This is a genomic window from Pseudomonas sp. RL_105y_Pfl2_101 (assembly GCF_963970585.1).
Lineage (GTDB): Bacteria > Pseudomonadota > Gammaproteobacteria > Pseudomonadales > Pseudomonadaceae > Aquipseudomonas.
On sequence record NZ_CAXAPG010000003.1, the window covers coordinates 1 to 24,412 of the forward strand.

Consider the following 24,412-nt stretch of genomic DNA (forward strand, 5'->3'; position numbering starts at 1 on the left):
TACGAGGCTAAAAGCCGTGATCGTCAGCTTAGAGCTTTGCAGCGCAAGGCTACAAAGCTGGGTGTCCGATTGGTTGCGGCTTAAAAAAGCTTAAAGAACAAGGGGATGGATTTTGTTTGATGAGAGCTTGCTCCCGTTCGGCTGCGAAACAGTCGCAAACCATATGAGGAGGCTGCCGGGCCTGCGAGCGTCTCTTAATCACTATCGTAACTAGTATCGCTATGCCAATCGTCACCGTAGGCAGTTCTTAGACGTTCCTTTTGCTCCTGTCTAATCCGTTGCTGTTCGCGCTCAAGTCGCTTGAACTGCCTACGATCGAAGGCATCGGAATATTGTTTCTGAAGATAGCTTCGTCCCGGTTCCAGATCGTCTGTTGGAATTGAATGCGTTATTGAGAGGTGTTCTTTATTGTTGTTGATCTGAGAGGGGAGAAAACCCTGCTTTTTTCCTAAAGATATTGCTCGTAACGAACTCAGGTAGTCGGCTGTTGTTAGCTGGAGATTGTTTTCTATTACGGGTAAAGGTGTCACGTTTCTAGTTACTTTTGAACGCATCGTTTGGGATGACAATGTTAGCGCCACGAGATCGTCACCTTCCAGAAAACCAACTATTTTTCTGAGTGGAACGTCAGGCATTTTTTCTAAGGTGGCAGTTGTTGCTTGTTACCATGTTTTTATAACGTTTATTTTAGTGATCAGGGTTTTAACCGCGGAGTAAAAAGAAAGATGGCCGTTTGGGTCATTTTTATTTACAGGATCACCGTCAAAAGCCGTATAAGCATTTATACCTCCCTTGCCGAAGGGGCTCCAACTATCGGGGCTGTTGAAACGCATCAATATAGGGTTGAACGCTCGATAGCCATTACCTAATAAATAATGCCCGGTCACTGGATCCGGCCGTTCACCCTTGAACCCGAGCATCTTCATCAGACGCCTTTCCAACGAAAGGTAGCCATAGGGCGTATAGGCAAGTGACTGAAACGAACCCGCATCGATAGTATTAAATAGTGATCGTTGCTCATCGGTGGTCAATAATCGGGTGTTGATGCTTTGGCCTTCGCGCTGAAGCATCGCCAGCAGGCGGTTGCCGTGCTGGAAAATGCTGGCGTGCCCGGTTGTTTTAGTTTCAGTAGTTAGTTTGTTTTTCTGATAAAAGCGTAGAGTGCCAGTGTCTTCATAAGACTCGCATTTCACTAACCTATCCAAAGGGTCGTAATGATATCGGCATAAAACGTTTGTATGAGGTGGGGTAGGCATTGGCCGTCTACTCAAGGATGAAATCAGTTCTAGCGTCTGCGTTTTTTAACGATTGGCTACTATCAGAACTGTTAGTGATTCAGACGAAGCCAAGCGGGCTACTCGATTTCGTTGTGTTCAGCGGGTATTCAGTAAACCCAAACCTCCACCCGCCGATTCTTGACTCGGCCTTCATCCTCGCTGTTGGCCGCCACCGGCATCAATGCACCGAACCCTCGTACCTCTCGCAGTGCCACACCGTATTTGACCAGTTCACGCCGCACCGCCATGGCCCGCAGCTTGGACAGAAGGTCGGCCCGCGCCGGGTCGTCCTTCGCGTCGCCAAACCCCACCAGTGTCACGCGTCGATCGGTTTTGCCATGCTGCTTTATATAGTCGAGCACGCGGCCCAGGTCTTGATGGGCCTTGTTGTCCAGGCTGGCGCTGCCTTCTTCGAAGCGGAAGTTCACGCTCAAGCGTTGGGCGTGGCGGCTCAGGGCCTGGTAACCCTCGGGCATCAAGGTATTCGGCGTGACGGCCATGGCCTGGACGGTCTGGGCGATGAACCCATTGGCCGCGACGATGGTCTGGCCCTGCTCGCTTTGGGTGAACGCCACCAGTGCCTCGGCCCACGGGTTGGTTGCCAGAGGGGGCAAATAAAAGAACAGGCGCCGGGACAAGGGGTAATCCTCGGTGGCGATCAGGTTGTTCAACGGCAACATGGGTTGCGAATCTCCGTCGACAATCGCCAGTGCCTTGGCTTGGCGCACATAGGGCAAACCGATGAAACCGATGCCCTGCGGGTCCTGGCTGACAGCGTCGGACAACTGTTCGCTGGATTCGAAGCGCCGGGCTGAAGGATTCAGCCGTTTTCCCTGTCGGCCGAGGACCAGTTCCTTGAAGGTATCGTAGGTGCCGGACTGTTCATCCCGGGCATACAGATGAATCGGCCCACCGACGCCGCCCACGGCTTCCCAGGTTTTCGCCTCGCCACTGAATATCCGCGCCAGTTGTACGGTATCGAGCTGACGCAGTGGGTTGTGTGGATGGAGGATGATCGCCAGGCCATCAATGGCGATGACCTGCTCGGCGGTGGGATTTTTCAGGTCGCCCAGGGACGACAGTTCCTTCAGCTCGCTGTCCTTGATCGGTCGCGAAGAGGCGGCCAGGTCGGCGTTGCTCAGCTTGAGGGCGGCGAAACCGGTGCTGGAGCCGTGAGCCGCGATGTCCACTTCTACCCGCCGGCCGTCGACGGTCTGGCCGACGATGCGCTGCTCGTTGTCGCGACCGGTGATTTCGCTGCTGACCCTGAGCAGCCCCTGATCCTCCATCAAGCCCCTGACCAGGGCCGGACCGAGCGCCGCACCGATGGTGTTGGAGCCTTGGAGGCGCAGGGCCGGGCCCTGTTCGGGAATGGGCAAATTACCGGCCGATGCCATGAACGGCAGCCAGAGGCCGATGAGAAAAACAACGCGCAGCCGCATGCCGGCACCTTCTGAACCCGAGGAAGTGCCGGAAGATTAAGTCAGTCAGGTTACTGAAAGGTGACAGGGTTGCTACCTGTCAGCCCGACTCACCGCAAATCTTCCGCTGGGGGTATGTGGATACCTAGGATTTAGCTCAACTGCAACCAGATCGGTGCATGGTCCGACGGTTTTTCCATGCCCCGCAGTTCGTAGTCCACGCCAGCGTCCTTGACCCGTGGCAGCAGGCCATGGGAGGTGAGGATCAGGTCGATGCGCAGGCCGCGCTTGGGTTCATCCTCGAAACCACGGCTGCGGTAGTCGAACCAGCTGAAGCGGTCGGTGACGTCCGGGTTCAGGTGACGGAAGCTGTCCACCAGGCCCCAGTTCTTCAGGCGCGCCATCCATTCGCGTTCTTCCGGCAGGAAGCTGCATTTGCCGGTTTTCAGCCAGCGCTTCATGTTGTCCGGGCCGATGCCGATGTCGCTGTCTTCCGGGGAGATATTCACGTCGCCCATCACCACCACCGGCTGGTCGTTGCTGAAGCGGCTTTCCAGCAGTTGCTGCAAATCGCTGTAGAAACGCTCCTTGGCCGGGAATTTGGTTGGATGGTCGCGGCTTTCACCTTGTGGGAAATAACCGTTCATGATGGTCACCGGCACGCCGTTGGCATCGGCGAAGGTGCCCCAGATGAAGCGCCGCTGGGCGTCCTCTTCGTCGCCCTCGAAACCTTTGTGCAGGCTCAGCGGTGCCTGGCGCGAGAGCAGGGCGACACCGTAGTGGCCTTTCTGTCCATGGTAGTGCACGTGATAACCCAGGGCCTGCACCTCGGCCAGGGGGAATTGTTCATCGTGGACCTTGGTTTCTTGCAACCCGATCACATCCGGCTGGTGCTTCTCGATCAGCGCCGCCAACTGATGGGGGCGAGCGCGCAGCCCGTTGATGTTGAAGGAGACGATCTTCATGGTCGGCTGTCCTGGCAAAACTGCGATGCTATCTGACATGTGGGAAGGGGGCCAGCGTGGCAGTAGGACAAATGCGCTGCTAATGTCCTGTGGCGAGGGGATTTCCCCGTTCGGCTTTGTAGGAGCTGGCGAAGCCTGCGATCTTTTGATCTTTCGCTGATTCAAGCGCCCGTGGAAAGATCGCAGCCTCGTTGCACTCGGCAGCTCCTGCAGGGCTCATTGCCAAGCCTCGCCCCCAGGAGATCCAACGCCATGCCTGAAACCGCCACCGCTACCGTCATCGCCGATATCCATATGCTCGACAGTGGTTATTCCCGTGAAGCCCGTTCGTTGCTGTACCAGGCCTATCGCCACGAGTCGACTTTCAGCTACCTGTTCGAATCCGAGCGTCCCGGTTATGAACAGCGGGTACGAGCCACGGTGCGTGAGCTGGTCAAGCAGCATTTTCTCCAGGATTTGCCGGCCATCGGTTTGCTGGTCAATGATCGCCTGATCGGCATCGCCCTGATCGCCCCGCCGCAGCGGCGCCTGGGCATCACCGAAAGCTGGGCCTGGCGCCTGCGCATGGTCTTGAGCACTGGTTTTCGTTGCACCCGGCGCTACCTGGAGTACCACGCGGCGGTGCTGGCCTGCCTGCCGTCGGATGCTGTCCATGTATTGCCGCTGCTGGGAGTGCACCCACAGTTTCAGGGCAAGCATTTCGGCGAACAGTTGCTTGGGGCGGTGCATAACTGGTGTGCGGTGGACGAGCATTCCCAGGGCGTGGTACTGGACACTGGCAACCCGCGTTATCTTGAGTTTTATAAACGCCAGGGTTACGAGGAAATCGGTGAAGTGGCGGTAGGACCGATCCGCGAGCATGTGTTCTTCCACGCCAACCCGCAGGTTCTGCAAAGCACAACGGCATAGTCGGACGAACTTTTGCGAAATGCCCGGCTCTATCAAGCACCTACGCTCGTGATAGCATCCGCGCCATGAACCTCCCAGGAAGAATGACCAGTGGCGCGCTCCTGCTGTCCCTCAGCTGCGCGGCACTGGCAAACAGCGAATTGGAAGTACGGGTCAAGCCGTCCAACGATGAACTCAAGGCCAACGTAGAAGGTTATATCGGCGGCGTGGGTGATCGTGACGAGGATGCCTTGCTGCGTTTCAGCCGTGGCGCCGAGGAGCAGGCGCGCAAGGCCGCCCAGGCGCTGGGCTACTACCAGCCGCAGATCGACAGTGAGGTCAAGGGCGGCAAGGACCCACGCCTGGTGCTGACCATCGACCCCGGCGAACCTGTGCATTTGCGCAACGTCACCGTGCGCATCGATGGCGCGGCGGCGTCGCTCAAAGCCTTTCGCGTACCCAGCAACGCCGCCCTCAAGCCCGGCGCGGTGCTCAACCATGGCCGTTACGAAGACGCCAAGCGAATCATCCAGAACCAGGCCTCGCGCTATGGTTTTTTCAGCGGGCGCTTCACTCGACAGAAACTCTTGGTGGACCCCCAGGCGGGTATCGCCGATATCGAGCTGATTTACGACAGCGGTCCGCGCTATGCCTTGGGCCCGGTGAGTTTTGAGGGCGACACGCCGTTCGACGAAGAGTTGCTGCAGCGCATGGTGCCGTTCAAGGCCGGCACGGCGTACGACTCCGAGCTCATCGCAGAGCTCAACCAGGCCCTGCAATCGAGCGGTTATTTCGAAGGCGTGCGCGTGGATGCCGCGCCCACCGCTGCCACCGATAACGTGATCCCGGTGGCGGTCAAGCTCGACACGCGCAAGCCGCGCACCATGGGCCTGGGCCTGGGGTTTTCCACCGACGTCGGGCCCAGGGCCAAAGCCAACTGGACGCGCCACTGGGTCAACCCCCAGGGCCACAGCTATGGCTGGGAAGCAGAAGTGTCGGCGCCCCGGCAGAACGTCGGCCTGTGGTACGACGTGCCCCTGGACCCGCCGCTGACCGACAAGATGCGCTACGCCGGCGGTTATCAATATGAAGAACTGGCCGGCACTGACAGCCTCAGCAAACTGCTCACCCTAGGGCCGGAATGGCACAGCAAGTTGCCCAGCGGCTGGCAGCGGGTGGTGACGCTTAAATGGCAGCACGAGGAGTACCGTCTCGGCGACGATGCGGGCCTGAGCACGCTGCTGATGCCGGGCGTGAGTTATTCCTACCTGCGCAGCGACAACCGCATCGATCCGCACAACGGCTACCGTTTGCAGTTCGACACCAAGGTCGCCAAGGAGGGGCTGGGCTCGGACAACAATCTTTTATACGGCACCGCCATGGTCAAGGGCCTGACCACGGTGTTCGACAAGCATCGCTTGCTGGCGCGGGCGCAGATCGGCGGCAGCGCCACCAATGGCTACAAATCCATCCCGCCGTCCCTGCGCTTTTTTGCCGGTGGCGACCAGAGCGTGCGCGGTTACGACTACCAGAGCCTGTCGCCGGAAAACGCCGAGGGCGACCGTATCGGTGGTCGTTACATGGTCGCCGGCAGCCTCGAGTATCAATATTCAATCGCGGAAAAATGGCGGGTGGCGACGTTCATCGACCAGGGCAACTCGTTTAACAGCCTCGAACTGCCGAGCCTCAAGACTGGCGTGGGCCTCGGTGTGCGCTGGGTTTCGCCGGTGGGCCCGATCCGCCTCGACCTGGCCCATGCGATGGACGACGACGGCGGCATCCGATTGCACTTTTCCATGGGGCCTGAGCTGTGACGCGTGGTTTGAAGGTAACGCTGCTGGCGCTCGCCGGGGTGCTGGTGGCGCTCGTGCTGGCCTTGAGTGTCGTGCTGGGCAGCGCATTTGGCAGCCGCTGGGCCCTCGGCCTGGTGCCGGGGCTGACCGTGGAGAATTTCCAGGGCCGGCTGGGCGGGCAGTGGACCGCCGATCACGTACTGTGGCAGCAGGACGCCAGTCGGGTGGCGGTGGATCGGCTGATATTCGCCTGGTCGCCGCTGTGCCTGGCACGCATGACCCTGTGCATCGAACAGCTCAAGGCTGACCAGGTAGCCTTGCAATTGCCAGCCTCTGCCGATGAGCCGAGCAGCGGCCCGATCAGCTTGCCGGACCTGGATTTGCCACTCGCCATCGAACTGGGCGATGTGCAGGTCGGCAGCCTGTCGTTCAACGGCAGCGAGCAGCTCAAGGGCCTGCAATTGGTTGCCCATTGGACCGCCGAGGGCATGCAGATCGATTCGGTGCATTTGCAGCGCGACGAGCTGAGCCTGAAACTCTCCGGCCTGCTCAAGCCGGGCGGCGATTGGCCGTTGAACGCGCAGGGCCGGTTGACCTTGCCGGCACCGGGCGCCACGCCCTGGGCCCTGGACCTGAAAGTCGACGGCAACCTGCTCAAGACCCTCAACCTCAAGGCCGACAGCAGCGGTTACCTGCAAGGCCAGTTGAGCGGAGAACTGCAACCGTTGGCGGACAACCTGCCCGCCAAGGTGCGCATCACCGCCGACGGCTTCAAGGCCAGTGCCGATCTGCCAGACACGTTGTTGCTCAATCAACTGGAATTGACCGGCGAAGGCGATCTGAAAAACGGCTATCAACTGCTCGGCAGGGCGACGCTGCCCGCCGAAAAAGGGCCAGTGGCGTTGTTGCTGCAAGGCACGGTGGACGCCAATGGCGCGCAGATCGCTGGCCTGGATCTTGATGCCGGCGATCAGCAAAGCCTGAAGCTCAGCGGGCAAATGGACTGGCGCGAAGGCCTGCGCGCCGAGGCGAACGTCGCCTGGCTGGATTTCCCCTGGCATCGCCTCTATCCGCTGATCGACGAGCCACAGGTGACGCTGCGCAGCTTCGACGGCGAAGTCTCTTATACCGATGGCCAATACCTGGGCAACTTCCAGGCTGCGCTGGACGGACCCGCCGGAGCCTTCAGCCTGGGCAGCCCGTTCAGCGGCGACCTGACGCAAATCCATTTGCCGCAGCTCAAGCTCGTGGCGGGGCAGGGCAAGGCCGAAGGGCACTTGAACCTGCAATTTGCCGATGGCATTGCCTGGGACACGGCGCTGCACCTGTCGGCCATCAACCCGGCGTACTGGCTTGGCGAACTGCCCGGAACCCTGGCCGGGCCGTTGCGCAGCAAAGGAATGATGAAGAACGAGCGCCTCGATCTCGACGCGGAGCTGGACCTCAAGGGCAAACTGCGTGGCCAGCCAGCGGTGTTCCAGGCCAAGGCCAGCGGCGCAGGCGAGCAGTGGAGGCTCAGCGCGCTGGATATTCGCCTGGGGGATAACCGCATCAACGGCAGTGCCAGCCTGCAAGAGAAACTGACCGGCCAGATCGACATCAAGCTCTCACGCCTGGCTCAGCTCTGGCCGCAATTGCGCGGCCAAGTCGTCGGCCGTGTCGACGTGGCCGGTACGCTCAAGTCTCCCCAAGGCAAGCTCGGCCTGCAAGGCACGCAACTGGCCTTCCAGGACAACCGCCTGCAAAGTCTGAACCTGGACGCGACTCTCGACAGCGCCCAGCGCGGCAAGCTTGACCTCAAGGCCAGCGGCATCCGCGTCGGCGAAACGTCACTGGGTGTGCTGACGGTCAGCGGACAGGGCGATATCAAACAGCAGAAGCTCAACCTGGACCTGCAAGGGCCGCAGCTCGACGCAACCCTGGCCCTCGCTGGCGCGCTCGACCAGGGCAATTGGCGCGGGCGCCTGGCCAGCGGCAACGTGCAGGCCGGCGGTCTAGCCTGGCGCCTGCAAGCCCCGGCGAAGCTGGAGCGCCTGGCCGATGGTACGCTCAACGTCGGTGCTCATTGCTGGCGTTCCCTTGATGCCAGCCTGTGCGGTGAAGACCAGCGGCTGATGCCGGCGCCGAAGCTGCGCTATCACCTCAAGCAATTCCCTATCGAAAGCCTGGCCCAGTGGATGCCCAGGGATTTTGCCTGGCAGGGCCGACTCAACGCGGACCTGCAACTGGACCTGCCGGCCAGCGGCCCGAATGGCCGGATCCGGGTGGACGCCAGCGACGGTACTTTACGGATTCGGGACAAGGAGGGCGATAAGGCGCAATGGCTGGATTTCCCCTACCAGACCCTGACGCTCAACAGTCGCCTGACCCCCAAGCGCATCAATACCGACCTGAACTTCGTCGGCGACCGGCTCGGCGAACTGATGCTGCAGGCGCAGATCAACCCGCTGCTGGCCAGTAAACCCTTGAGCGGTTCATTCCGCCTGAGCGGCCTGGACCTGTCCGTGGCCCGACCCTTTGTGCCGATGGTGGAGACCCTCACCGGTCACCTGAACGGCAGCGGGACCTTGTCCGGTGGTTTGCTCGCGCCTCAGGTCAACGGCAACCTGGTGCTCAGCGACGGCGAAGTCTCCGGGCCGGAGCTGCCGGTCAGCCTTGAAGCCTTGCAGGTGCGGGCGATGATTGCCGGCGAAACGATACGGCTCGACGGCGACTGGAAAAGTGGCAAGAGCGGGCAGGGCCGCTTGAGTGGCACGGTTGGTTGGGGTGAGACCTTGACCCTGAACCTGGCGCTCAAGGGCTCCCAACTGCCGGTCACTGTCGAGCCTTACGCGGTGCTCGACGTGGCGCCGGACCTCAACATCACGATGCACGGTGAGCAGCTTTCCATTGCCGGCAAGGTCCTGGTGCCTAAAGGTGAAATCACCATCCGCGAACTGCCGCCGTCCACGGTCAAGGTCTCGGATGACGCGGTGATCGTCGGCCAGCAGACCGAAGAGGGTAAGGCGCCGCTGGCCATGGCAATGGACATCGACGTGATCGTCGGCCAGGAAAAACTCGCGTTCTCGGGTTTCGGCCTGACGGCCAACGTGCAGGGCCAGGTTCACATCGGCGACAACATGGACACCCGCGGCGAGCTCTGGCTCAACGACGGTCGTTATCGGGCCTACGGGCAACGGCTGACGGTGCGGCGGGCGCGGCTGCTGTTCGCCGGGCCCATCGACCAGCCCTACCTGGACATCGAGGCGATCCGCCGGACCGACGACGTGATCGCCGGTATCCGCCTGAGCGGCAGCGCCGAGCAGCCGACCACGAAAATTTTCTCGGAACCGGCCATGAGTCAGGAGCAGGCGTTGTCCTATCTGGTGCTGGGCCGGCCACTGAGCACTACCGGCGAGGACAACAACATGCTCGCCCAGGCGGCATTGGGCTTGGGTTTGATGGGCAGCTCGGGCGTGACCACCAGCCTGGCCAATAACCTGGGGATCGAGGATTTCCAGCTCGACACCCAGGGCAGCGGCAATGCCACCAGCGTGGTCGCCAGCGGCAACCTGTCGGAAAAACTCAGCCTGCGCTATGGCGTTGGCGTGTTCGAACCGGCCAACACCATCGCCCTGCGCTACAAGCTCAGCAAGAGGGTCTACCTCGAAGCCGCGAGCGGCGTCGCCAGCTCGTTGGATATCTTCTACAAGCGCGATTTTTAACCTTCCCCCAAATCCCCTGTGGGAGCGAGCAAGCTCGGCTCCCACAGGTTCTTCAGGTTGCCTATAAATCGCGGCGCAATGCAGATCCCATTGCGGGAGCGAGCTCCCACATTTGTCCCTCAGGTTTATCTGCGCTTCGGTTGCTTTTACATAGCAAGCTACCTATATGGTTGACATTTGCTGCCTAAGCAGTAATATCTCGACATACATTCACTGCCTAGGCAGCAAACGGTGGTCAGATGAAGCATTTCACCCCAGACAACTTTCACAATTGCCATCTCGGCATGCTGCTCGGTCGTACCGCGCTGCTCAAGGACCGGATCATCGACACCCACATGGAACCCGTTGGCATCACCGCCGCGCAGTTCAAGGTGTTGATCATCATGACCCACTACGGCATCGAGACGCCGGCCGAGCTGTGTCGTTACTTATCCCTGGACAGCGGCTCGATGACGCGGATGCTCGATCGCCTGGAGCAGAAAGGTTTCCTGGCCCGTGAGCGCTCCGCCCAGGACCGCCGACAAGTGCGCCTGGTGCTGACCGAAGCCGGTCAGGCCCTCGCCGATCGCCTGCCGTTCATTGGTGCCGAGGCCATGAACCAGTTGGCCAGCGCCATCAGCCCCGAGGAGTTGCAAACCCTCGAACAGATCCTCAAGAAAATTCTGCTCGCCGCCGGTGACCCCATCACCGTGTCGCGAATGGGGGAAAAATGAAGCGTGACACCTTGCGGACCCGATTAAGCCTGGTGGTCTTGGCCATGAGTCTGACGGGCTGTGCCAGCTACAGCGGCCTGAAGACCGAAGGCGTCGGCCTGGAGGCTCAGAACCTCAAGGCCGGGCAATCCCTGAACGGCGTTACGCTGTCGCTGGCAGCGTGGCCGAAAAGCGATTGGTGGAAGAGCCTCGGTGACCCGCAACTCGATGGCCTGATCCGTGAAGCCTTGCGCGATAGCCCGGACATGCAGATCGCCAGCGCCCGGGTGCATCAGGCCAGTGCCGCCGCCTATGCCGCCAACGCGACGCGTCTGCCGACCCTGAATGCCAGCGGCGGCGCCAGCCGTTCGCGCCTGTCCCGTGACCAGGATCCGCAAGGGCAGGGCGGGGCGTACAGTACCCTGCGCACGTTAGGTGTGGACTTCAATTACAACTTCGACCTCTGGGGCGGCCAGCGTGCAGCTTGGGAAGCAGCCCTGGGCCAGGCCCGCGCCGCCGAGATCGATCGCCAGGCCGCGCAACTCACCCTGGCCGCCGACGTGGCCCGGGCCTACAGCGACCTGGGCCAGGCCCACATTATTTATGACCTGGCCTCCGAGGACCTCAAGCGCACCCGGCAGATGCTCGACCTGGGCAAGCGCCGCCTCACCGCCGGGATCGACAGCGAATATCAGTTCCAGCAGACCGAAAGCCTGGAAGCCAGCGCCGATGCAACCCTGATCGACGCAGAGAAACGCCTGCAAAGCGCCAAGATCGCCCTGGCGGTGCTGCTGGGTAAAGGCCCGGACCGCGGCAATGAAATCGCCCGACCCAACGTGCTGCAAGCCAGTGCGGTCGCCTTGCCGTCGAACTTGCCGGCCGAGTTGCTGGGGCGGCGTCCGGATCTGGTCGCGGCACGCTGGCGGGTCGAGGCGGCGAGCAAGAACATCGAGGCCGGCAAGACCAACTTCTACCCCAATCTCAACTTGAGCGCAGCCGCCGGAACCCGGTCATTGCTGGGCGATGCGATGTTCGGTTCGGCCAGCCGTTTCTTCAATGTGGGGCCGACGGTGTCGCTGCCAATCTTCGATGGCGGGCGCTTGCGGGCGGACCTGGATGCCCGGGACGCCGGTTACGACCTGGCGGTGGCGCAATACAACAAGCGCCTGGTCTCGGCCCTTGGGGATGTCAGCGACACCATTAACCAATTGCGTGACATCGCTCGCCAGATCGGCGCCCAGCAACATGCCACTGATATCGCACAGAGCTCCTACGACACGGTGGTCCAGCGCTACGGCTCGGGCATCGGTAATTACCTGGACGTGCTGAGCATCGAGCAGCAATTGCTACAGGCCCAGCGCCAACTGGCGAACCTGAATGCCGACCAGATCGATTTGTCGATCCAACTGATGCAGGCCCTGGGCGGTGGTTTCGAAGCCCAGACCCTGGCGACGGCCACCCCGGCCTCTACCACGCCAAATAACTGATTCGAGGTACTTGTCATGGCGACTGCCGAAACGACTCAATCCGAACATGCGCAAGACAGCAACCCACGCAAGCGCAAGGTCATGCTGCTGACACTGACGCTGCTGGTCATTCTTTCGGGCCTGGGCGTCTGGGCCTGGCACGAACTGTATGGTCGCTGGAGCGAAAGCACCGACGATGCCTATGTGAGCGGCAACGTGGTGGAAATCACGCCGCTGGTCACCGGCACCGTGGTGAGCATCGGGGCCGACGACGGCGACCTGGTGCGTGAAGGCCAGATGCTGGTGCAGTTCGACCCGAACGACGCCGAAGTCGGGCTGCAAAGTGCCCAGGCCAACCTGGCCCGGACCGTTCGCCAGGTGCGTGGTTTGTACAGCAACGTCGATGGCATGCGGGCGCAGGTCAATGCGCAAGAGGCCGAGGTGCAGAAGGCCCAGGAGAACTACAGTCGGCGCAAGAGCCTGGCGGCCGGCGGGGCGATTTCCAAGGAGGAACTGTCTCACGCTCGGGATGACCTGGCTTCGGCGCAGAACGCCTTGGCCAATGCCCGGCAACAGCTCAAGACCACCAGCGCCTTGGTGGACGATACCGTGGTGTCATCCCATCCCGACGTGCAATCCGCCGCTGCGCAACTGCGCCAGGCCTTCCTGGCCAACGCCCGCAGTACCTTGATCGCACCAGTCACCGGCTATGTCGCCAAGCGCACCGTGCAACTGGGCCAACGGGTGCAGCCGGGCACGGCGTTGATGGCGGTGATCCCGCTGGATCAGCTGTGGATCGACGCCAACTTCAAGGAAACCCAGCTGCGCGACATGCGCATCGGTCAGCCGGTGGACATCGAAGCCGACCTGTACGGCAGCGAGGTGAAGTACAGCGGCACCATCGACAGCCTCGGCGCTGGGACCGGCAGCGCCTTTGCCTTGCTCCCGGCGCAGAACGCCACCGGTAACTGGATCAAAATCGTCCAGCGGGTGCCGGTGCGTATTCACATCAATGCCCAAGAGCTGGCCAAGCATCCGCTGCGGATCGGCCTGTCGACCCTGGTCAGCGTCGACCTGCACGATCAGAGCGGCCCGGTACTGGCCCAGCAGCCACCGCAGAAAGCCTCGTTCAGCACCCAGGTCTACGATCGGCAGTTGGCCGATGCCGACGCGATGATCGCTCGTCTGATCCATGACAACAGTGCCGTGGCGAGCAAGACCGCGCAGCGCTGATCGCAATTGCAGGCCAACCTCTGAAGTCTGTGCGAGCACGGCTGTCGGCTGTGTGGAAGTAAAGCTTGCTCGCGACACAAACGATGCGGACTTTCAGAAATCGAGTTGGCTGTTTCGCGAGCAAGCTTTGCTCCCACACAACCTTGCTCCCACAGGAGTTGGGTCTTGTCCCAAGGGATTTCGCTACCTTCGCTTCATAGGATTTCGCAATGAGCAATAACGCGTCTTTCACGCCGCCCAGCCTGTTGCTCAGCACCATCGGGCTGTCGCTGGCGACGTTCATGCAAGTGCTCGATACCACCATTGCCAATGTCGCCTTGCCGACCATCTCCGGCAACCTGGGCGTCAGCTCGGAGCAGGGCACTTGGGTGATCACCTCGTTCGCGGTGAGCAACGCCATCGCCTTGCCGCTCACCGGCTGGCTGAGCCGGCGGTTTGGCGAGGTGAAGCTGTTTTTGTGGGCAACGATGCTGTTCGTGCTTGCGTCGTTCTTGTGTGGTATTTCCACCTCAATGCCGGAGCTGATTGGCTTTCGCATACTCCAGGGGCTGGTGGCCGGGCCGTTGTACCCGATGACCCAGACCTTGCTGATTGCCGTATACCCGCCGGCCAGGCGCGGCATGGCCCTGGCGTTGCTGGCGATGGTCACGGTGGTGGCGCCGATTGCCGGGCCGATCCTGGGCGGCTGGATCACCGACAGCTACAGTTGGCCGTGGATCTTCTTCATCAACGTGCCCATCGGCGTCTTCGCGGCGCTCGTGGTGCAACAACAGCTCAAGGCGCGGCCGGTGGTCACCAGCCATCAACCGATGGATTACGTGGGGTTGATCACGCTGATCATCGGCGTCGGCGCGCTCCAGGTGATCCTCGACAAAGGCAACGACCTGGACTGGTTCGAATCGAATTTCATCATCATCGGTGCGCTGATTTCGATCATTGCTCTGGCGGTGTTCGTGATCTGGGAAATGACCGACCGTCACCCGGTGGTCAATCTCCGCCTGTTCGCCTATCGCAACTTTCGCATCGGTACCATTGTGCTGGTGGGGGGCTACGCCGGGTTTTTCGGCATCAACCTGATCCTGCCACAGTGGTTGCAGACCCAGATGGGCTACACCGCCACCTGGGCCGGGCTGGCGGTGGCGCCCATCGGCATCCTGCCGGTGCTGATGTCGCCCTTCGTCGGCAAGTACGCCCACCGGTTCGACCTGCGTGTGTTGGCCGGGCTGGCGTTCCTGGCCATGGGCCTGAGCTGCTTCATGCGCGCCGGGTTCACCCACGAAGTGGATTTCCAGCACATTGCGATGGTGCAGTTGTTCATGGGCATTGGCGTGGCGCTGTTCTTCATGCCGACCCTGAGCATCCTGATGTCAGATCTGCCGCCGCATCAGATTGCCGACGGCGCGGGGCTGGCGACATTCCTGCGGACCTTGGGCGGCAGCTTTGCCGCGTCCCTGACCACCTGGATCTGGATCCGCCGGGCCGACCAGCATCATGCCTACTTGAGCGAAAGCATCAGCACCTTCGAACCGGCCACCCGCGAAGCGCTCAACCAACTCGGTGGCGCGAGTGCCCCGGGCTATGCCCGGCTTGAGCAGGTCCTCAACAGCCAGGCGTACATGCTCTCCACCGTGGATTACTTCACGCTGCTGGGGTGGGCGTTCGTGGGGTTGATCGTGCTGGTGTGGCTGGCGAAGCCGCCGTTTGCGGCGAAGGCTGGGCCGGCATCGGCGGGGCATTGATTCAGAAGTGGAAGGCAGTCCACTGTGGGAGCGAGCTTTTGTGGGAGCCGAGCTTGGCTCCCACAAAAGCCCGCTTCCACCGCGGCTGTGGGGTCTCTAAGTGCTTGGCAACGCCAACTGCGCATTACCAAACCCAAACGGCGCCAACGCAAACCCCTGTTCGTCCACCTGCAACGCCCAGCCCTGTTTGTCCCAATCCCCCAACACAATGCGCCGGGCGGCGTGTTCGTCCAGTTGCAACTTGTGGATGGCGGGACGATGGGTGTGGCCGTGGATCAAGGTCTTCACGCCGTATTGCTGCATGATCCGCGGGATCTCTTCGGGCGTGACGTCGACGATGTCATTGGCTTTCATGCGTGTCTGCGTGCGGCTTTCGCTGCGCAGTTTGCGCGCCAGTTTCTGGCGACTGCCCAGCGGCAGGTGCCGCAGGACGAACAGCGTGACCGGGTTGCGCAGCCAGCGCCGCAGCTTCATGTAGCCTTCGTCGCGGGTGCAGAGGCTGTCGCCGTGCATCAGCAGCACCGGCTCACCGTTGAACTGCACGACACTCGGGTCTTTGAGCAGGGTGCAGCCGGCCGCTTTGCAAAAGGCCTGCCCCAGCATGAAGTCGCGATTGCCGTGCATCAGGAAGATGGCCGTGCCGCTGTCGCTCAATTCGCGCAGGGCCTGGCAGATGGAACGCTGGAACGGCGTCATGGCATCGTCGCCGATCCAGGCTTCGAAAAAGTCGCCCAGAATGTACAACGCTTGCGCCGAGCGGGCGCGTGTGGCGAGTAAATCCAGAAACGCCCGGGTGATGTCCGGGCGCTCCTCTTCCAGATGCAAGTCTGAAATCAGCAATATCACTCAATGATCTCGGCTTTCTCGATGATCACGTCTTCTGCCGGGACGTCCTGGTGGCCGGCTTTGGACGTGGTGGAAACGCCTTTGATCTTGTCGACCACGTCGGTGCCTTCGATCACTTCACCGAACACGGCATAGCCCCAGCCCTGGGTGGTCTTGCCGCTGTGGTTCAGGAAGCTGTTGTCCGCCACGTTGATGAAGAACTGTGCGGAGGCCGAATGCGGCTCCATGGTACGGGCCATGGCAACGCTGTACTTTTTGTTCGGCAGGCCGTTGTCGGCCTCGTTCTGGATGCTTGGGCGCTTGTCTTTCTTTTCCTTCATGCCTGGCTCGAAACCGCCGCCCTGGATCATGAAGTTGCCGATGACGCGGTGGAACACGGTGTTTTCGTAGTGGCCGGCGTTGACGTATTCGATGAAGTTGGCCACGGTCAGCGGCGCTTTCTCGGCGTTCAGCTCCAGAACGATGTCACCGTGGTTGGTGGTCAGTTTGACTTTGCTCATGTATGGGTACTCTTTCAAGGAATTCGTGGGTTTCGGGGGCTTCACTGCCCGCAACCGGTCTGGCTGTAATCGACCAGGCTGGGCAGTTTAGCGTGCCGGGCACGAATTTCGAGGCTGTTTTTCATCTGGCCGTCGATTAAATTCAATCGTTTGCCGGCCTGGCCTGTCAGCGGCTTGACAGCATCGGCTATGATACGGGCTTTGATTTATCAGGCCGCACCTGGCCGCGCACTTGTATGTCCAAGGATCCTATGAGCAAGCCCACTGTCGACCCTACCTCGAATTCCAAGACCGGCCCGGCCGTGCCGGTCAATTTCCTGCGCCCGATCATCCAGGCGGACCTGGACTCGGGTAAGCACACACAGATCGTCACTCGCTTCCCGCCAGAGCCCAACGGCTACCTGCACATCGGCCACGCCAAGTCGATCTGCGTGAATTTCGGCCTGGCCCAGGCGTTCGGCGGCGTCACGCACCTGCGTTTCGACGACACCAACCCGGCCAAGGAAGACCAGGAATACATCGACGCGATCGAAAGCGACATCAAGTGGCTGGGTTTCCAATGGTCCGGTGAAGTGCGCTACGCCTCGCAATATTTCGACCAATTGCACGACTGGGCAGTGGAACTGATCAAGGCGGGCAACGCCTACGTGTGCGACCTGACCCCCGAGCAGGCCAAGGAATACCGTGGCAGCCTGACCGAGCCGGGCAAGAACAGCCCATTCCGTGACCGCAGCGTGGAAGAGAACCTGGACCTGTTCGCCCGCATGCGCGCCGGTGAGTTTCCGGATGGTGCTCGGGTGCTGCGCGCCAAGATCGACATGGCGTCGCCGAACATGAACCTGCGCGACCCGATCATGTACCGCATCCGCCACGCCCATCACCACCAGACTGGCGACAAATGGTGCATCTACCCCAACTATGACTTCACCCACGGCCAGTCGGACGCCATCGAAGGCATCACTCATTCGATCTGCACCCTGGAGTTCGAAAGCCATCGTCCGTTGTACGAGTGGTTTCTCGAGCACCTGCCGGTGCCGGCCACTCCGCGTCAGTACGAATTCAGCCGCCTGAACCTGAACTACACCATCACCAGCAAGCGCAAGCTCAAGCAACTGGTGGACGAGAAGCACGTCCACGGCTGGGATGACCCGCGCATGTCGACGCTGTCGGGCTTCCGTCGTCGCGGCTACACACCCAAGTCGATCCGCAATTTCTGCGAAATGGTCGGCACCAACCGTTCCGACGGCGTGGTGGACTTCGGCATGCTGGAATTCAGCATTCGTGACGATCTCGACCACAGCGCCCCGCGCGCCATGTGCGTGCTGCGTCCGCTGAAAGTGGTCATCACCAATTATCCGGAAGGTCAGGTCGAGAACCTCGAGTTGGCGCGCCACCCGAAAGAAGACATGGGCGTGCGCGTCCTGCCGTTCGCCCGGGAACTCTACATCGACCGTGAAGACTTCATGGAAGAGCCGCCAAAAGGCTACAAGCGCCTGGAGCCTGCCGGCGAAGTGCGTCTGCGTGGCAGCTACGTGATCCGCGCCGACGAAGCCATCAAGGACGCCGACGGAAACATCGTTGAACTGCGTTGCTCGTACGATCCCGACACCCTGGGCAAGAACCCGGAAGGTCGCAAGGTCAAGGGCGTGATCCACTGGGTGCCAGCGGCCGCCAGCGTCGAGTGCGAAGTGCGCCTGTACGATCGCCTGTTCCGTTCGCCGAACCCGGAAAAGGCCGAGGACGGCGCCAGTTTCCTGGACAACATCAACCCTGACTCCCTGCAAGTACTCACGGGTTGTCGTGCCGAGCCTTCGCTGGGCAACGCACAGCCGGAAGACCGTTTCCAGTTCGAGCGCGAAGGCTACTTCTGCGCGGATATCAAGGACTCGAAACCCGGTGCTCCGGTATTCAACCGTACCGTGACCTTGCGCGATTCCTGGGGTCAGTGATCAAGTCTTAAGGGAAACCCTGTGCTTACGATCTACAACACGCTCACCAAGAGCAAGGAAGTCTTCAAGCCGTTGGATGGCAACAAGGTCCGCATGTACGTCTGCGGCATGACCGTGTACGACTACTGCCACATCGGTCATGGTCGCAGCATGGTCGCCTTCGACCTGGTGACCCGCTGGCTGCGGTTCAGCGGTTATGACCTGACCTACGTGCGCAACATCACCGACATCGAAGACAAAATCATCAACCGTGCCCGCGAAAACGGCGAGCCTTACGATGCGCTGACCGAGCGCATGATCAAGGCCATGCACGAGGACGAGGCGCGTCTCAATATCCTCAAGCCGGACCTGGAACCCCGTGCCACGGACCACATCCCGGGCATGCTGGCGATGATCCAGACCTTGATCGACAAGGGCTACGCCTACGCCCCGGGCAATGGCGACGTGTACTACCGCGTCGCCAAGTTCCTGGGTTACGGCAAGCTGTCGCGCAAAAAGATCGAAGACCTGCGCATCGGCGCGCGTATCGAAGTCGACGAGTCGAAAGAAGACCCGCTGGACTTCGTGCTATGGAAGGGCGCCAAGCCGGGCGAGCCGAGCTGGGCATCGCCATGGGGCGCCGGACGTCCGGGCTGGCACATCGAGTGCTCGGTGATGTCCACCTGCTGCCTCGGCGAGACTTTCGACATTCATGGCGGCGGCAGCGACCTGGAATTTCCGCACCACGAAAACGAAATCGCCCAGAGCGAAGCGGCCAGCGGCAAGACCTACGCCAACACGTGGATGCATTGCGGCATGATCCGGATCAATGGCGAGAAGATGTCCAAGTCCTTGAACAACTTCTTCACCATCCGCGACGTGCTCGACAAGTACCACCCGGAAGTCGTGCGTTACCTGCTGGTGTCGAGCCACTACCGCAGCGCCATCAACTACTCGGAAGACAACCTCAAGGACGCCAAGGGTGCCCTGGAGCGTTTCTATCACGCGTTGAAGGGCCTGCCGAGCGTGCCGCCTGCCGGTGGCGAAGCGTTCGTGGCACGTTTCACCGAAGTGATGAACGACGACTTCGGCACGCCGGAAGCGTGCGCGGTGCTGTTCGAGATGGTGCGTGAGATCAACCGCCTGCGTGAGAGCGATCTCAATGCCGCAGCCGGCCTGGCGGCCCGCCTGAAAGAACTGGCCAGCGTGCTGGGTGTGTTGCAGCTTGAAGCCGATGACTTCCTGCAGGCCGGTGCCGAAGGTCGCGTGGACGCCGCCGAGGTCGAGGCGTTGATCCAGTCGCGCTTGGCTGCGCGCGCCAACAAGGATTGGGCCGAATCCGACCGGATCCGCGATCAGCTCACCGCCATGGGCGTGGTGCTGGAAGATGGGAAGGGCGGCACGACCTGGCGTCTGGCGGACTAAGTCCTTGCGCAGTACCCACTGTGGGAGCGAGCCTGCTCGCGATAGCGGAGTGTCAGACAACATTTTTGTCGACTAATGCACCGCTATCACGAGCAGGCTCACTCCCACATTTTTTTGTGGCCAGCCTGGCAATCATTGTTTTATGAGCTAGTACTGTCAGGTCGATTCGACGTTCTCTCTGACAGGGGTTCTTCCATGTTGGCTCATTGGTCGCTTGCGGCAATTCATCTGCTGGCCTTCGCCCTCGGGTTCTGGGCGGTGCTGACGCGCGGCACGGCGTTGCGACGCCTGGCGAGCGGTGTGGATGCGGTTCGGGGTGTCTTGATTGCTGACAGCCTATGGGGGATGTCGGCGCTGGTGTTATTGGTGACCGGTGGGATGCGGGCGTTTGGCGGGTACGAAAAAGGCACGGAGTATTACCTGCACCAACCGCTGTTCCACCTGAAGATGACTTTGCTTCTGCTGATCCTGTTGCTTGAGATCGCGCCAATGATCGCCCTGATCAAATGGCGGATGTTGCTGGGCAAAGGGGCTGTGATCGATTCTTCGAAAGCCGGCCGGTTTGCACGGATCAGCCACATCGAAGCCTTGCTGCTGATCTTGATGATGGTCGCCGCCACAGGCATGGCGCGCGGTGTGAGCCTGGCTTGACCGGCCGCGAACGTCCGCTTCGTCATCATTAAAACGAAACGTCTGACAGCCATGCTAAGCGCCATGTCATTAGTATCGGTTCGACGGGCTGGACGAAAAAAGTGGGAGGCAGGGAGAGGTGCGGTCGACCAGAATCTTTAGCCAGCCATTGCGGTGATGCAAACGGGCTGGCTACGGACCGCAGCAAGGCTCAGGGAGTTTGCGGCTTGTCGGGGGCAGTGAGGCCCGCCTGAATACGCTGGTAAATCTCTTCGCGATGCACCGCAACGTTTTTCGGGGCGTTGATGCCGATCCGGACCTGTTGGCCGCTAACGCCCAGAATGGTGATCGTGATGTCGTCACCAATGTTTATGCTTTCACCGACTTTGCGGGTGAGTATCAGCATGGTGTTCTCCTTGATTGCTTTATAGGGCACCTGATTCAGACAGTGCAGATGTCGGTACTGCTTATAGATTAGTGCTAAGTGTCACAATGTGGGTGCCTCTTTCTGACGTGCAGATGCAGCATTAATTCCCAGGGTGCGACTATACAGAGACGTTGGGCAGGATTCTCGTGTTTTGAGCACTGTTTGCGGCGATCTTGAGGGGCGCGGGTGCTAAAATCCGTGCCTCATGTCTTCCGGGGGAAACGTTGTGCGCAAATTGGCTTGGGTTATTGCGGTATTGGTGCTGGCAGGATGCGGTGAGGGACGTGACATTGAAGCACCGAAGCCCAAGCCTGTAGCGACCTCCGCACCGGCTGCCGCTGCCGCACCGCAGTGGGCCGTCGAGGTTCGCGGCGAGACGCCGCAGGCGGTCAGCGACCTGACCGGGTGGCTCATCGAACACAGCTTCATGTCGAACGTGGTGCGGGAAAACGGCAAGGCGCGCGTCCTGGTCGGTCCTTTCAGTTCCAAGGCTGAGGCCGACGCCAAGCAGGAACAGGTGACGGCTGCCCTGGTCCGGGCGAAAAAACGCAACATCGAGACGTTGGTGGTGGATTACCCGACGGCCCAGTAATCGGGCAGAACAAAAACTGTGGGAGCGAGCCTGCTCGCGATAGCGGTGTATCAGTCAATGCAAATATTGATTGCAAGTTCGCTGTCGCGAGCGGGCTCGCTCCCACAATTGATTTGTGCTGTTCGCAAATGCCTCGTCAGCCGCAGGCCTTCAAATTTACCGGCCCCACGAACTCGTTCCCACGGCCCATGACGCACGCCACGCGCTGGTTGCGCTGACGCTCCCAGCTTTTTACCGGGTAGGTCTTGTCCCAGGCATCATACAAGCGCCGGTCCTGTTTCGAGAGGCGCAGGCCATACTGCTTGCTCATGTAGAAATAGGTCCGGGCGATCATGCCCCGGATAGAAGGACGGGGCATGACCTTCTTGGCCTTGAAGTCCACTTGGGTCAGGCATGAGCCGTACTGGCCCTTCTGCACCGGCAACCAGCCGAAACTGAAATTGCTGCGATCACCGTTCACTTCCCCGATGCTCGGCACCAGGTTGTGCAGGTCGGCCTCGGCCCGTTGATAGACCGGGTCATGGCGGGTGCAGTTCTTGCGACCCCCTTGTTGCCAGCATTGACGCTGATGGCCGATCTGCCACGCCGGAACAATATGCTCCCACTCGATGCGAGCGGCGCGCCTGGCATTCTTGCGCGGTACATACCCGCAGGCGGCCAGGTTCACGCGATTGCCGGTGTATTTGCAGCCGCAGTAGAACTCGGTGGATTGCGGCGCGTAGAGTTTCCAGGCGACCTTCTTGGCTTCGTTGAAGGTGCGCGGCGCACCGGCCTGTGCGCCCATGGCGATAAACACAAGCAAAAAAGCTAAACAGCGAACACTCATCAGGCTCAATCTTCCTTCGGCACAACCCAGAAAACCTGCACGCCACCATCGTCGCGATAGGCGAGGGTCACGTTGTCGTTCTCGTCGATTTCTTCCAGCAGGCGCTCCCATTCATCCACCGGCTCGTCGGGAAGACGGAAGATCAGGGCTGCCTTGGCTTTTTGCGCGGTGGGGGCGTTGATGATTTTCGAGACCCGCAGGCCGAGTCGTGTATAGGAATCTAAGGGGGTAGTTGCAGCGGAGGGCGTGGCCACAGGATTATCCTTATTAAGCTGTACGTGCATACAGTATTTAACCGTAGGCGTTTACGCAACTACTTAAAATTCAAGAAAATCGTCTGACAGCACTTTTTTCGTTTTGGTGTAGAAGAAAGGAATTTTTTATTGGCTGGTATAAACAGGTGGATCAATCGCTCCGGCCTGTGGCGGATTTGCGCGAGCGCTAAAGAAATGGCCTCGGCGGGCGATGTCCTGCGTAGGAGTCCCATCTATGGAGTTTTGTCATGTCGTTTTCTGTCGGTTTCCCCAATGCGGCGGTCTTGACCATCGGCGGTCAGTCCACAGCTACCCTGAAGGCCTTGAACGAGGCGACTGCCGAGGCCGCCGATGAGGCCTTGGGCGAGACACAAACGCCCGGCAAGGTCCGTACGGGCGCGAACGCGATCGATCAGGCGCAAGAGAGCGGCAGCACTCAGAGCATTGCCGTCCAGGTATTGCTCAAGCGGATGCAGGAGCTTCAGCAACAGCTCAGGGAGCAGCAACAACAACTGGCCGCTGCGCAGGCGGGGGCTTATCCAACCCCGGAAGCCAAGACCTCGGCGGTCATGGCGATCCAGGGACAGGTCGCCGACACCAGTGGCGCGTTGCTGGAGGTCACCGGCCATTTGGTCACGGAGCTGGCAAAGGGCGCCAGTTCGGGTACGGTGGTCAATACAACGGCCTGAGCGGCGAGGTTGCGGATGAAACCGCAACGTTGACAAATCCCCGAAGCCTTACCATAGTTCACTTCACGCAAACGTTTGCGCGGCGTTCCGTGCATTGATTTGCTGACAATAATCATAAGATCGGAGTGAACCCATGAAGTTGCCATTCGCTGGACGCCTTCTCGCTGTTGCTATGCTCGCGGCCGCATCCGCTGCGCTGCCTATCTCCTCGGCATTCGCCCAAGTCGCAGAAAAAACCAAGGTCGCGCTGGTCATGAAATCCCTGGCCAACGAGTTCTTCCTGACCATGGAAGACGGCGCCAAGACGTATCAGAAGGAACACTCCGCCGATTTCGATCTGATCTCCAACGGGATCAAGGATGAAACCGACACCGCGAGCCAGATCCGCATCGTCGAGCAGATGATCGTGTCCAAAGTCGATGCGCTGATCATCGCGCCAGCGGATTCCAAGGCCATGGTGCCGGTGATCAAAAAAGCCGTCGACGCTGGCATCACGGTGATCAACATCGATAACCAGCTCGATCCAGCCGTCGTCAAAAGCAAGAGCATCAACGTGCCGTTCGTAGGCCCGGACAACCGTAAAGGGGCGCGCCTGGTGGGCGAGTACCTGGCCAGGCAGCTCAAGGCCGGTGACGAAGTCGGCATCATCGAAGGCGTGTCCACCACCACCAATGCCCAGGCACGCACCGCAGGCTTCAAGGATGCGATGGAAGCGGCGCAGATCAAGGTCGTTTCCCTGCAATCGGGCGACTGGGAGATCAACAAGGGCAACCAGGTTGCCGCGTCGATGCTCAGCGAGTACCCGAACATCAAGGCCCTGCTGGCCGGTAACGACAACATGGCGCTCGGCGCTGTATCGGCCGTGCGCGCGGCGGGCAAGGCGGGCAAGGTGCAGGTGGTCGGCTACGACAACATCAATGCCATCAAGCCGATGCTCAAGGACGGTCGTATCCTGGCGACGGCCGATCAGTTCGCCGCCAAGCAGGCCGTGTTCGGCATCGAGACAGCGCTGAAAATGCTCAAGGGTGACAGTGTCGACAGCGGTACCAACGGCGTTATCGAAACTCCGGTCGAGCTGGTGACCAAGTAGTTATCCTGGCGACACAACGGTGCTCGC

The 24,412-nt window shown here is 60.6% G+C and carries 21 protein-coding genes; 13 read left to right on the forward strand and 8 right to left on the reverse strand.

All coding sequences use genetic code 11. From position 1 onward, the window contains the following. Nucleotides 1–662: 662 nt before the first annotated feature. The 3 genes from AACY31_RS04735 to xthA all read right to left on the reverse strand — a co-directional run bounded on the left by AACY31_RS04735 (nt 663) and on the right by xthA (nt 3,663). A complete protein-coding gene (locus AACY31_RS04735) occupies nt 663–1,193 on the reverse strand; it encodes an RHS repeat-associated core domain-containing protein (RefSeq protein WP_339503924.1) in 531 nt (176 codons plus the stop codon). A gap of 191 nt (nt 1,194–1,384) precedes the next feature. Then, nucleotides 1,385–2,719 (reverse strand): phosphate ABC transporter substrate-binding/OmpA family protein, encoded by a 1,335-nt coding sequence (locus AACY31_RS04740; RefSeq protein WP_339483256.1) that lies wholly within the window; start codon nt 2,717–2,719, stop codon nt 1,385–1,387. A 131-nt stretch (nt 2,720–2,850) separates the two neighbouring features. Beyond that, nucleotides 2,851–3,663: an exodeoxyribonuclease III gene (gene xthA / locus AACY31_RS04745; RefSeq protein ID WP_339483255.1), complete on the reverse strand. Its 813-nt coding sequence runs from the start codon at nt 3,661–3,663 to the stop codon at nt 2,851–2,853. Nucleotides 3,664–3,915: 252 nt separating this feature from the next. Here xthA and AACY31_RS04750 point away from each other — a divergent pair, with 252 nt between their 5' ends. The 7 genes from AACY31_RS04750 to AACY31_RS04780 all read left to right on the forward strand — a co-directional run bounded on the left by AACY31_RS04750 (nt 3,916) and on the right by AACY31_RS04780 (nt 15,178). Continuing rightward, entirely contained in the window at nt 3,916–4,572 is a 657-nt protein-coding gene (locus AACY31_RS04750; RefSeq protein WP_339483254.1) for a GNAT family N-acetyltransferase, read from the forward strand. 65 nt (nt 4,573–4,637) lie between these two features. Further along, nucleotides 4,638–6,365 carry an autotransporter assembly complex protein TamA gene (locus tag AACY31_RS04755; RefSeq protein ID WP_339483253.1) on the forward strand — a complete coding sequence of 576 codons (1,728 nt, stop codon included), beginning with the start codon at nt 4,638–4,640 and terminating at the stop codon, nt 6,363–6,365. Continuing rightward, entirely contained in the window at nt 6,362–10,048 is a 3,687-nt protein-coding gene (locus tag AACY31_RS04760) for a translocation/assembly module TamB domain-containing protein (RefSeq protein ID WP_339483252.1), read from the forward strand. Before AACY31_RS04755 ends, AACY31_RS04760 begins: the two co-directional genes overlap by 4 nt. Nucleotides 10,049–10,287: 239 nt before the next feature. After that, complete coding sequence (locus AACY31_RS04765; protein ID WP_339483251.1) at nt 10,288–10,761, forward strand: MarR family winged helix-turn-helix transcriptional regulator; 474 nt, start codon at nt 10,288–10,290, stop codon at nt 10,759–10,761. Beyond that, nucleotides 10,758–12,227: an efflux transporter outer membrane subunit gene (locus AACY31_RS04770; RefSeq protein WP_339483250.1), complete on the forward strand. Its 1,470-nt coding sequence runs from the start codon at nt 10,758–10,760 to the stop codon at nt 12,225–12,227. The genes AACY31_RS04765 and AACY31_RS04770 overlap by 4 nt, the downstream gene beginning before the upstream one ends. Nucleotides 12,228–12,242: 15 nt before the next feature. Then, complete coding sequence (locus AACY31_RS04775; protein WP_339503927.1) at nt 12,243–13,439, forward strand: HlyD family efflux transporter periplasmic adaptor subunit; 1,197 nt, start codon at nt 12,243–12,245, stop codon at nt 13,437–13,439. Nucleotides 13,440–13,648: 209 nt separating this feature from the next. After that, nucleotides 13,649–15,178 carry a DHA2 family efflux MFS transporter permease subunit gene (locus tag AACY31_RS04780; protein WP_339483247.1) on the forward strand — a complete coding sequence of 510 codons (1,530 nt, stop codon included), beginning with the start codon at nt 13,649–13,651 and terminating at the stop codon, nt 15,176–15,178. Between the two features lie 96 nt (nt 15,179–15,274). Here AACY31_RS04780 and lpxH read toward each other — a convergent pair whose 3' ends face one another. Further along, nucleotides 15,275–16,024 carry a UDP-2,3-diacylglucosamine diphosphatase gene (gene lpxH / locus AACY31_RS04785; RefSeq protein ID WP_339483245.1) on the reverse strand — a complete coding sequence of 250 codons (750 nt, stop codon included), beginning with the start codon at nt 16,022–16,024 and terminating at the stop codon, nt 15,275–15,277. Continuing rightward, a complete protein-coding gene (locus AACY31_RS04790) occupies nt 16,021–16,524 on the reverse strand; it encodes a peptidylprolyl isomerase (protein ID WP_339492847.1) in 504 nt (167 codons plus the stop codon). Before AACY31_RS04790 ends, lpxH begins: the two co-directional genes overlap by 4 nt. Nucleotides 16,525–16,775: 251 nt before the next feature. Between AACY31_RS04790 and AACY31_RS04795 the strand changes: the two genes are divergently transcribed. The 3 genes from AACY31_RS04795 to AACY31_RS04805 all read left to right on the forward strand — a co-directional run bounded on the left by AACY31_RS04795 (nt 16,776) and on the right by AACY31_RS04805 (nt 20,528). Further along, complete coding sequence (locus tag AACY31_RS04795) at nt 16,776–18,473, forward strand: glutamine--tRNA ligase/YqeY domain fusion protein (RefSeq protein ID WP_339483243.1); 1,698 nt, start codon at nt 16,776–16,778, stop codon at nt 18,471–18,473. Between the two features lie 21 nt (nt 18,474–18,494). Continuing rightward, nucleotides 18,495–19,877, forward strand: a complete 1,383-nt coding sequence (cysS, locus tag AACY31_RS04800; RefSeq protein ID WP_339503929.1) for a cysteine--tRNA ligase — start codon at nt 18,495–18,497, stop codon at nt 19,875–19,877. Between the two features lie 195 nt (nt 19,878–20,072). Beyond that, the gene (locus AACY31_RS04805; RefSeq protein ID WP_339483240.1) at nt 20,073–20,528 is read left to right on the forward strand and encodes a DUF2214 family protein; all 456 of its coding nucleotides are present in this window, start codon (nt 20,073–20,075) and stop codon (nt 20,526–20,528) included. Between the two features lie 190 nt (nt 20,529–20,718). On the opposite strand, the gene csrA is transcribed toward AACY31_RS04805, so the two are convergent. Further along, nucleotides 20,719–20,913, reverse strand: coding sequence for a carbon storage regulator CsrA (gene csrA / locus AACY31_RS04810; protein WP_003179932.1), 195 nt, complete (start codon nt 20,911–20,913; stop codon nt 20,719–20,721). Nucleotides 20,914–21,160: 247 nt separating this feature from the next. Here csrA and AACY31_RS04815 point away from each other — a divergent pair, with 247 nt between their 5' ends. Then, nucleotides 21,161–21,526, forward strand: coding sequence for an SPOR domain-containing protein (locus AACY31_RS04815; RefSeq protein ID WP_339483237.1), 366 nt, complete (start codon nt 21,161–21,163; stop codon nt 21,524–21,526). Between the two features lie 136 nt (nt 21,527–21,662). On the opposite strand, the gene AACY31_RS04820 is transcribed toward AACY31_RS04815, so the two are convergent. Both AACY31_RS04820 and AACY31_RS04825 read right to left on the reverse strand, forming a co-directional pair. Continuing rightward, on the reverse strand, nt 21,663–22,352 hold the full coding sequence (locus AACY31_RS04820; protein ID WP_339483236.1) for an endonuclease I family protein: 690 nt from the start codon (nt 22,350–22,352) through the stop codon (nt 21,663–21,665). 5 nt (nt 22,353–22,357) lie between these two features. Further along, nucleotides 22,358–22,636 (reverse strand): DUF1654 domain-containing protein, encoded by a 279-nt coding sequence (locus tag AACY31_RS04825; protein WP_079304573.1) that lies wholly within the window; start codon nt 22,634–22,636, stop codon nt 22,358–22,360. Nucleotides 22,637–22,854: 218 nt separating this feature from the next. Here AACY31_RS04825 and AACY31_RS04830 point away from each other — a divergent pair, with 218 nt between their 5' ends. Further along, nucleotides 22,855–23,295 (forward strand): hypothetical protein, encoded by a 441-nt coding sequence (locus AACY31_RS04830; RefSeq protein WP_339483233.1) that lies wholly within the window; start codon nt 22,855–22,857, stop codon nt 23,293–23,295. A 133-nt stretch (nt 23,296–23,428) separates the two neighbouring features. Beyond that, the gene (locus tag AACY31_RS04835; RefSeq protein ID WP_339483231.1) at nt 23,429–24,385 is read left to right on the forward strand and encodes a sugar ABC transporter substrate-binding protein; all 957 of its coding nucleotides are present in this window, start codon (nt 23,429–23,431) and stop codon (nt 24,383–24,385) included. The last annotated feature ends 27 nt before the right edge of the window (nt 24,386–24,412 follow it).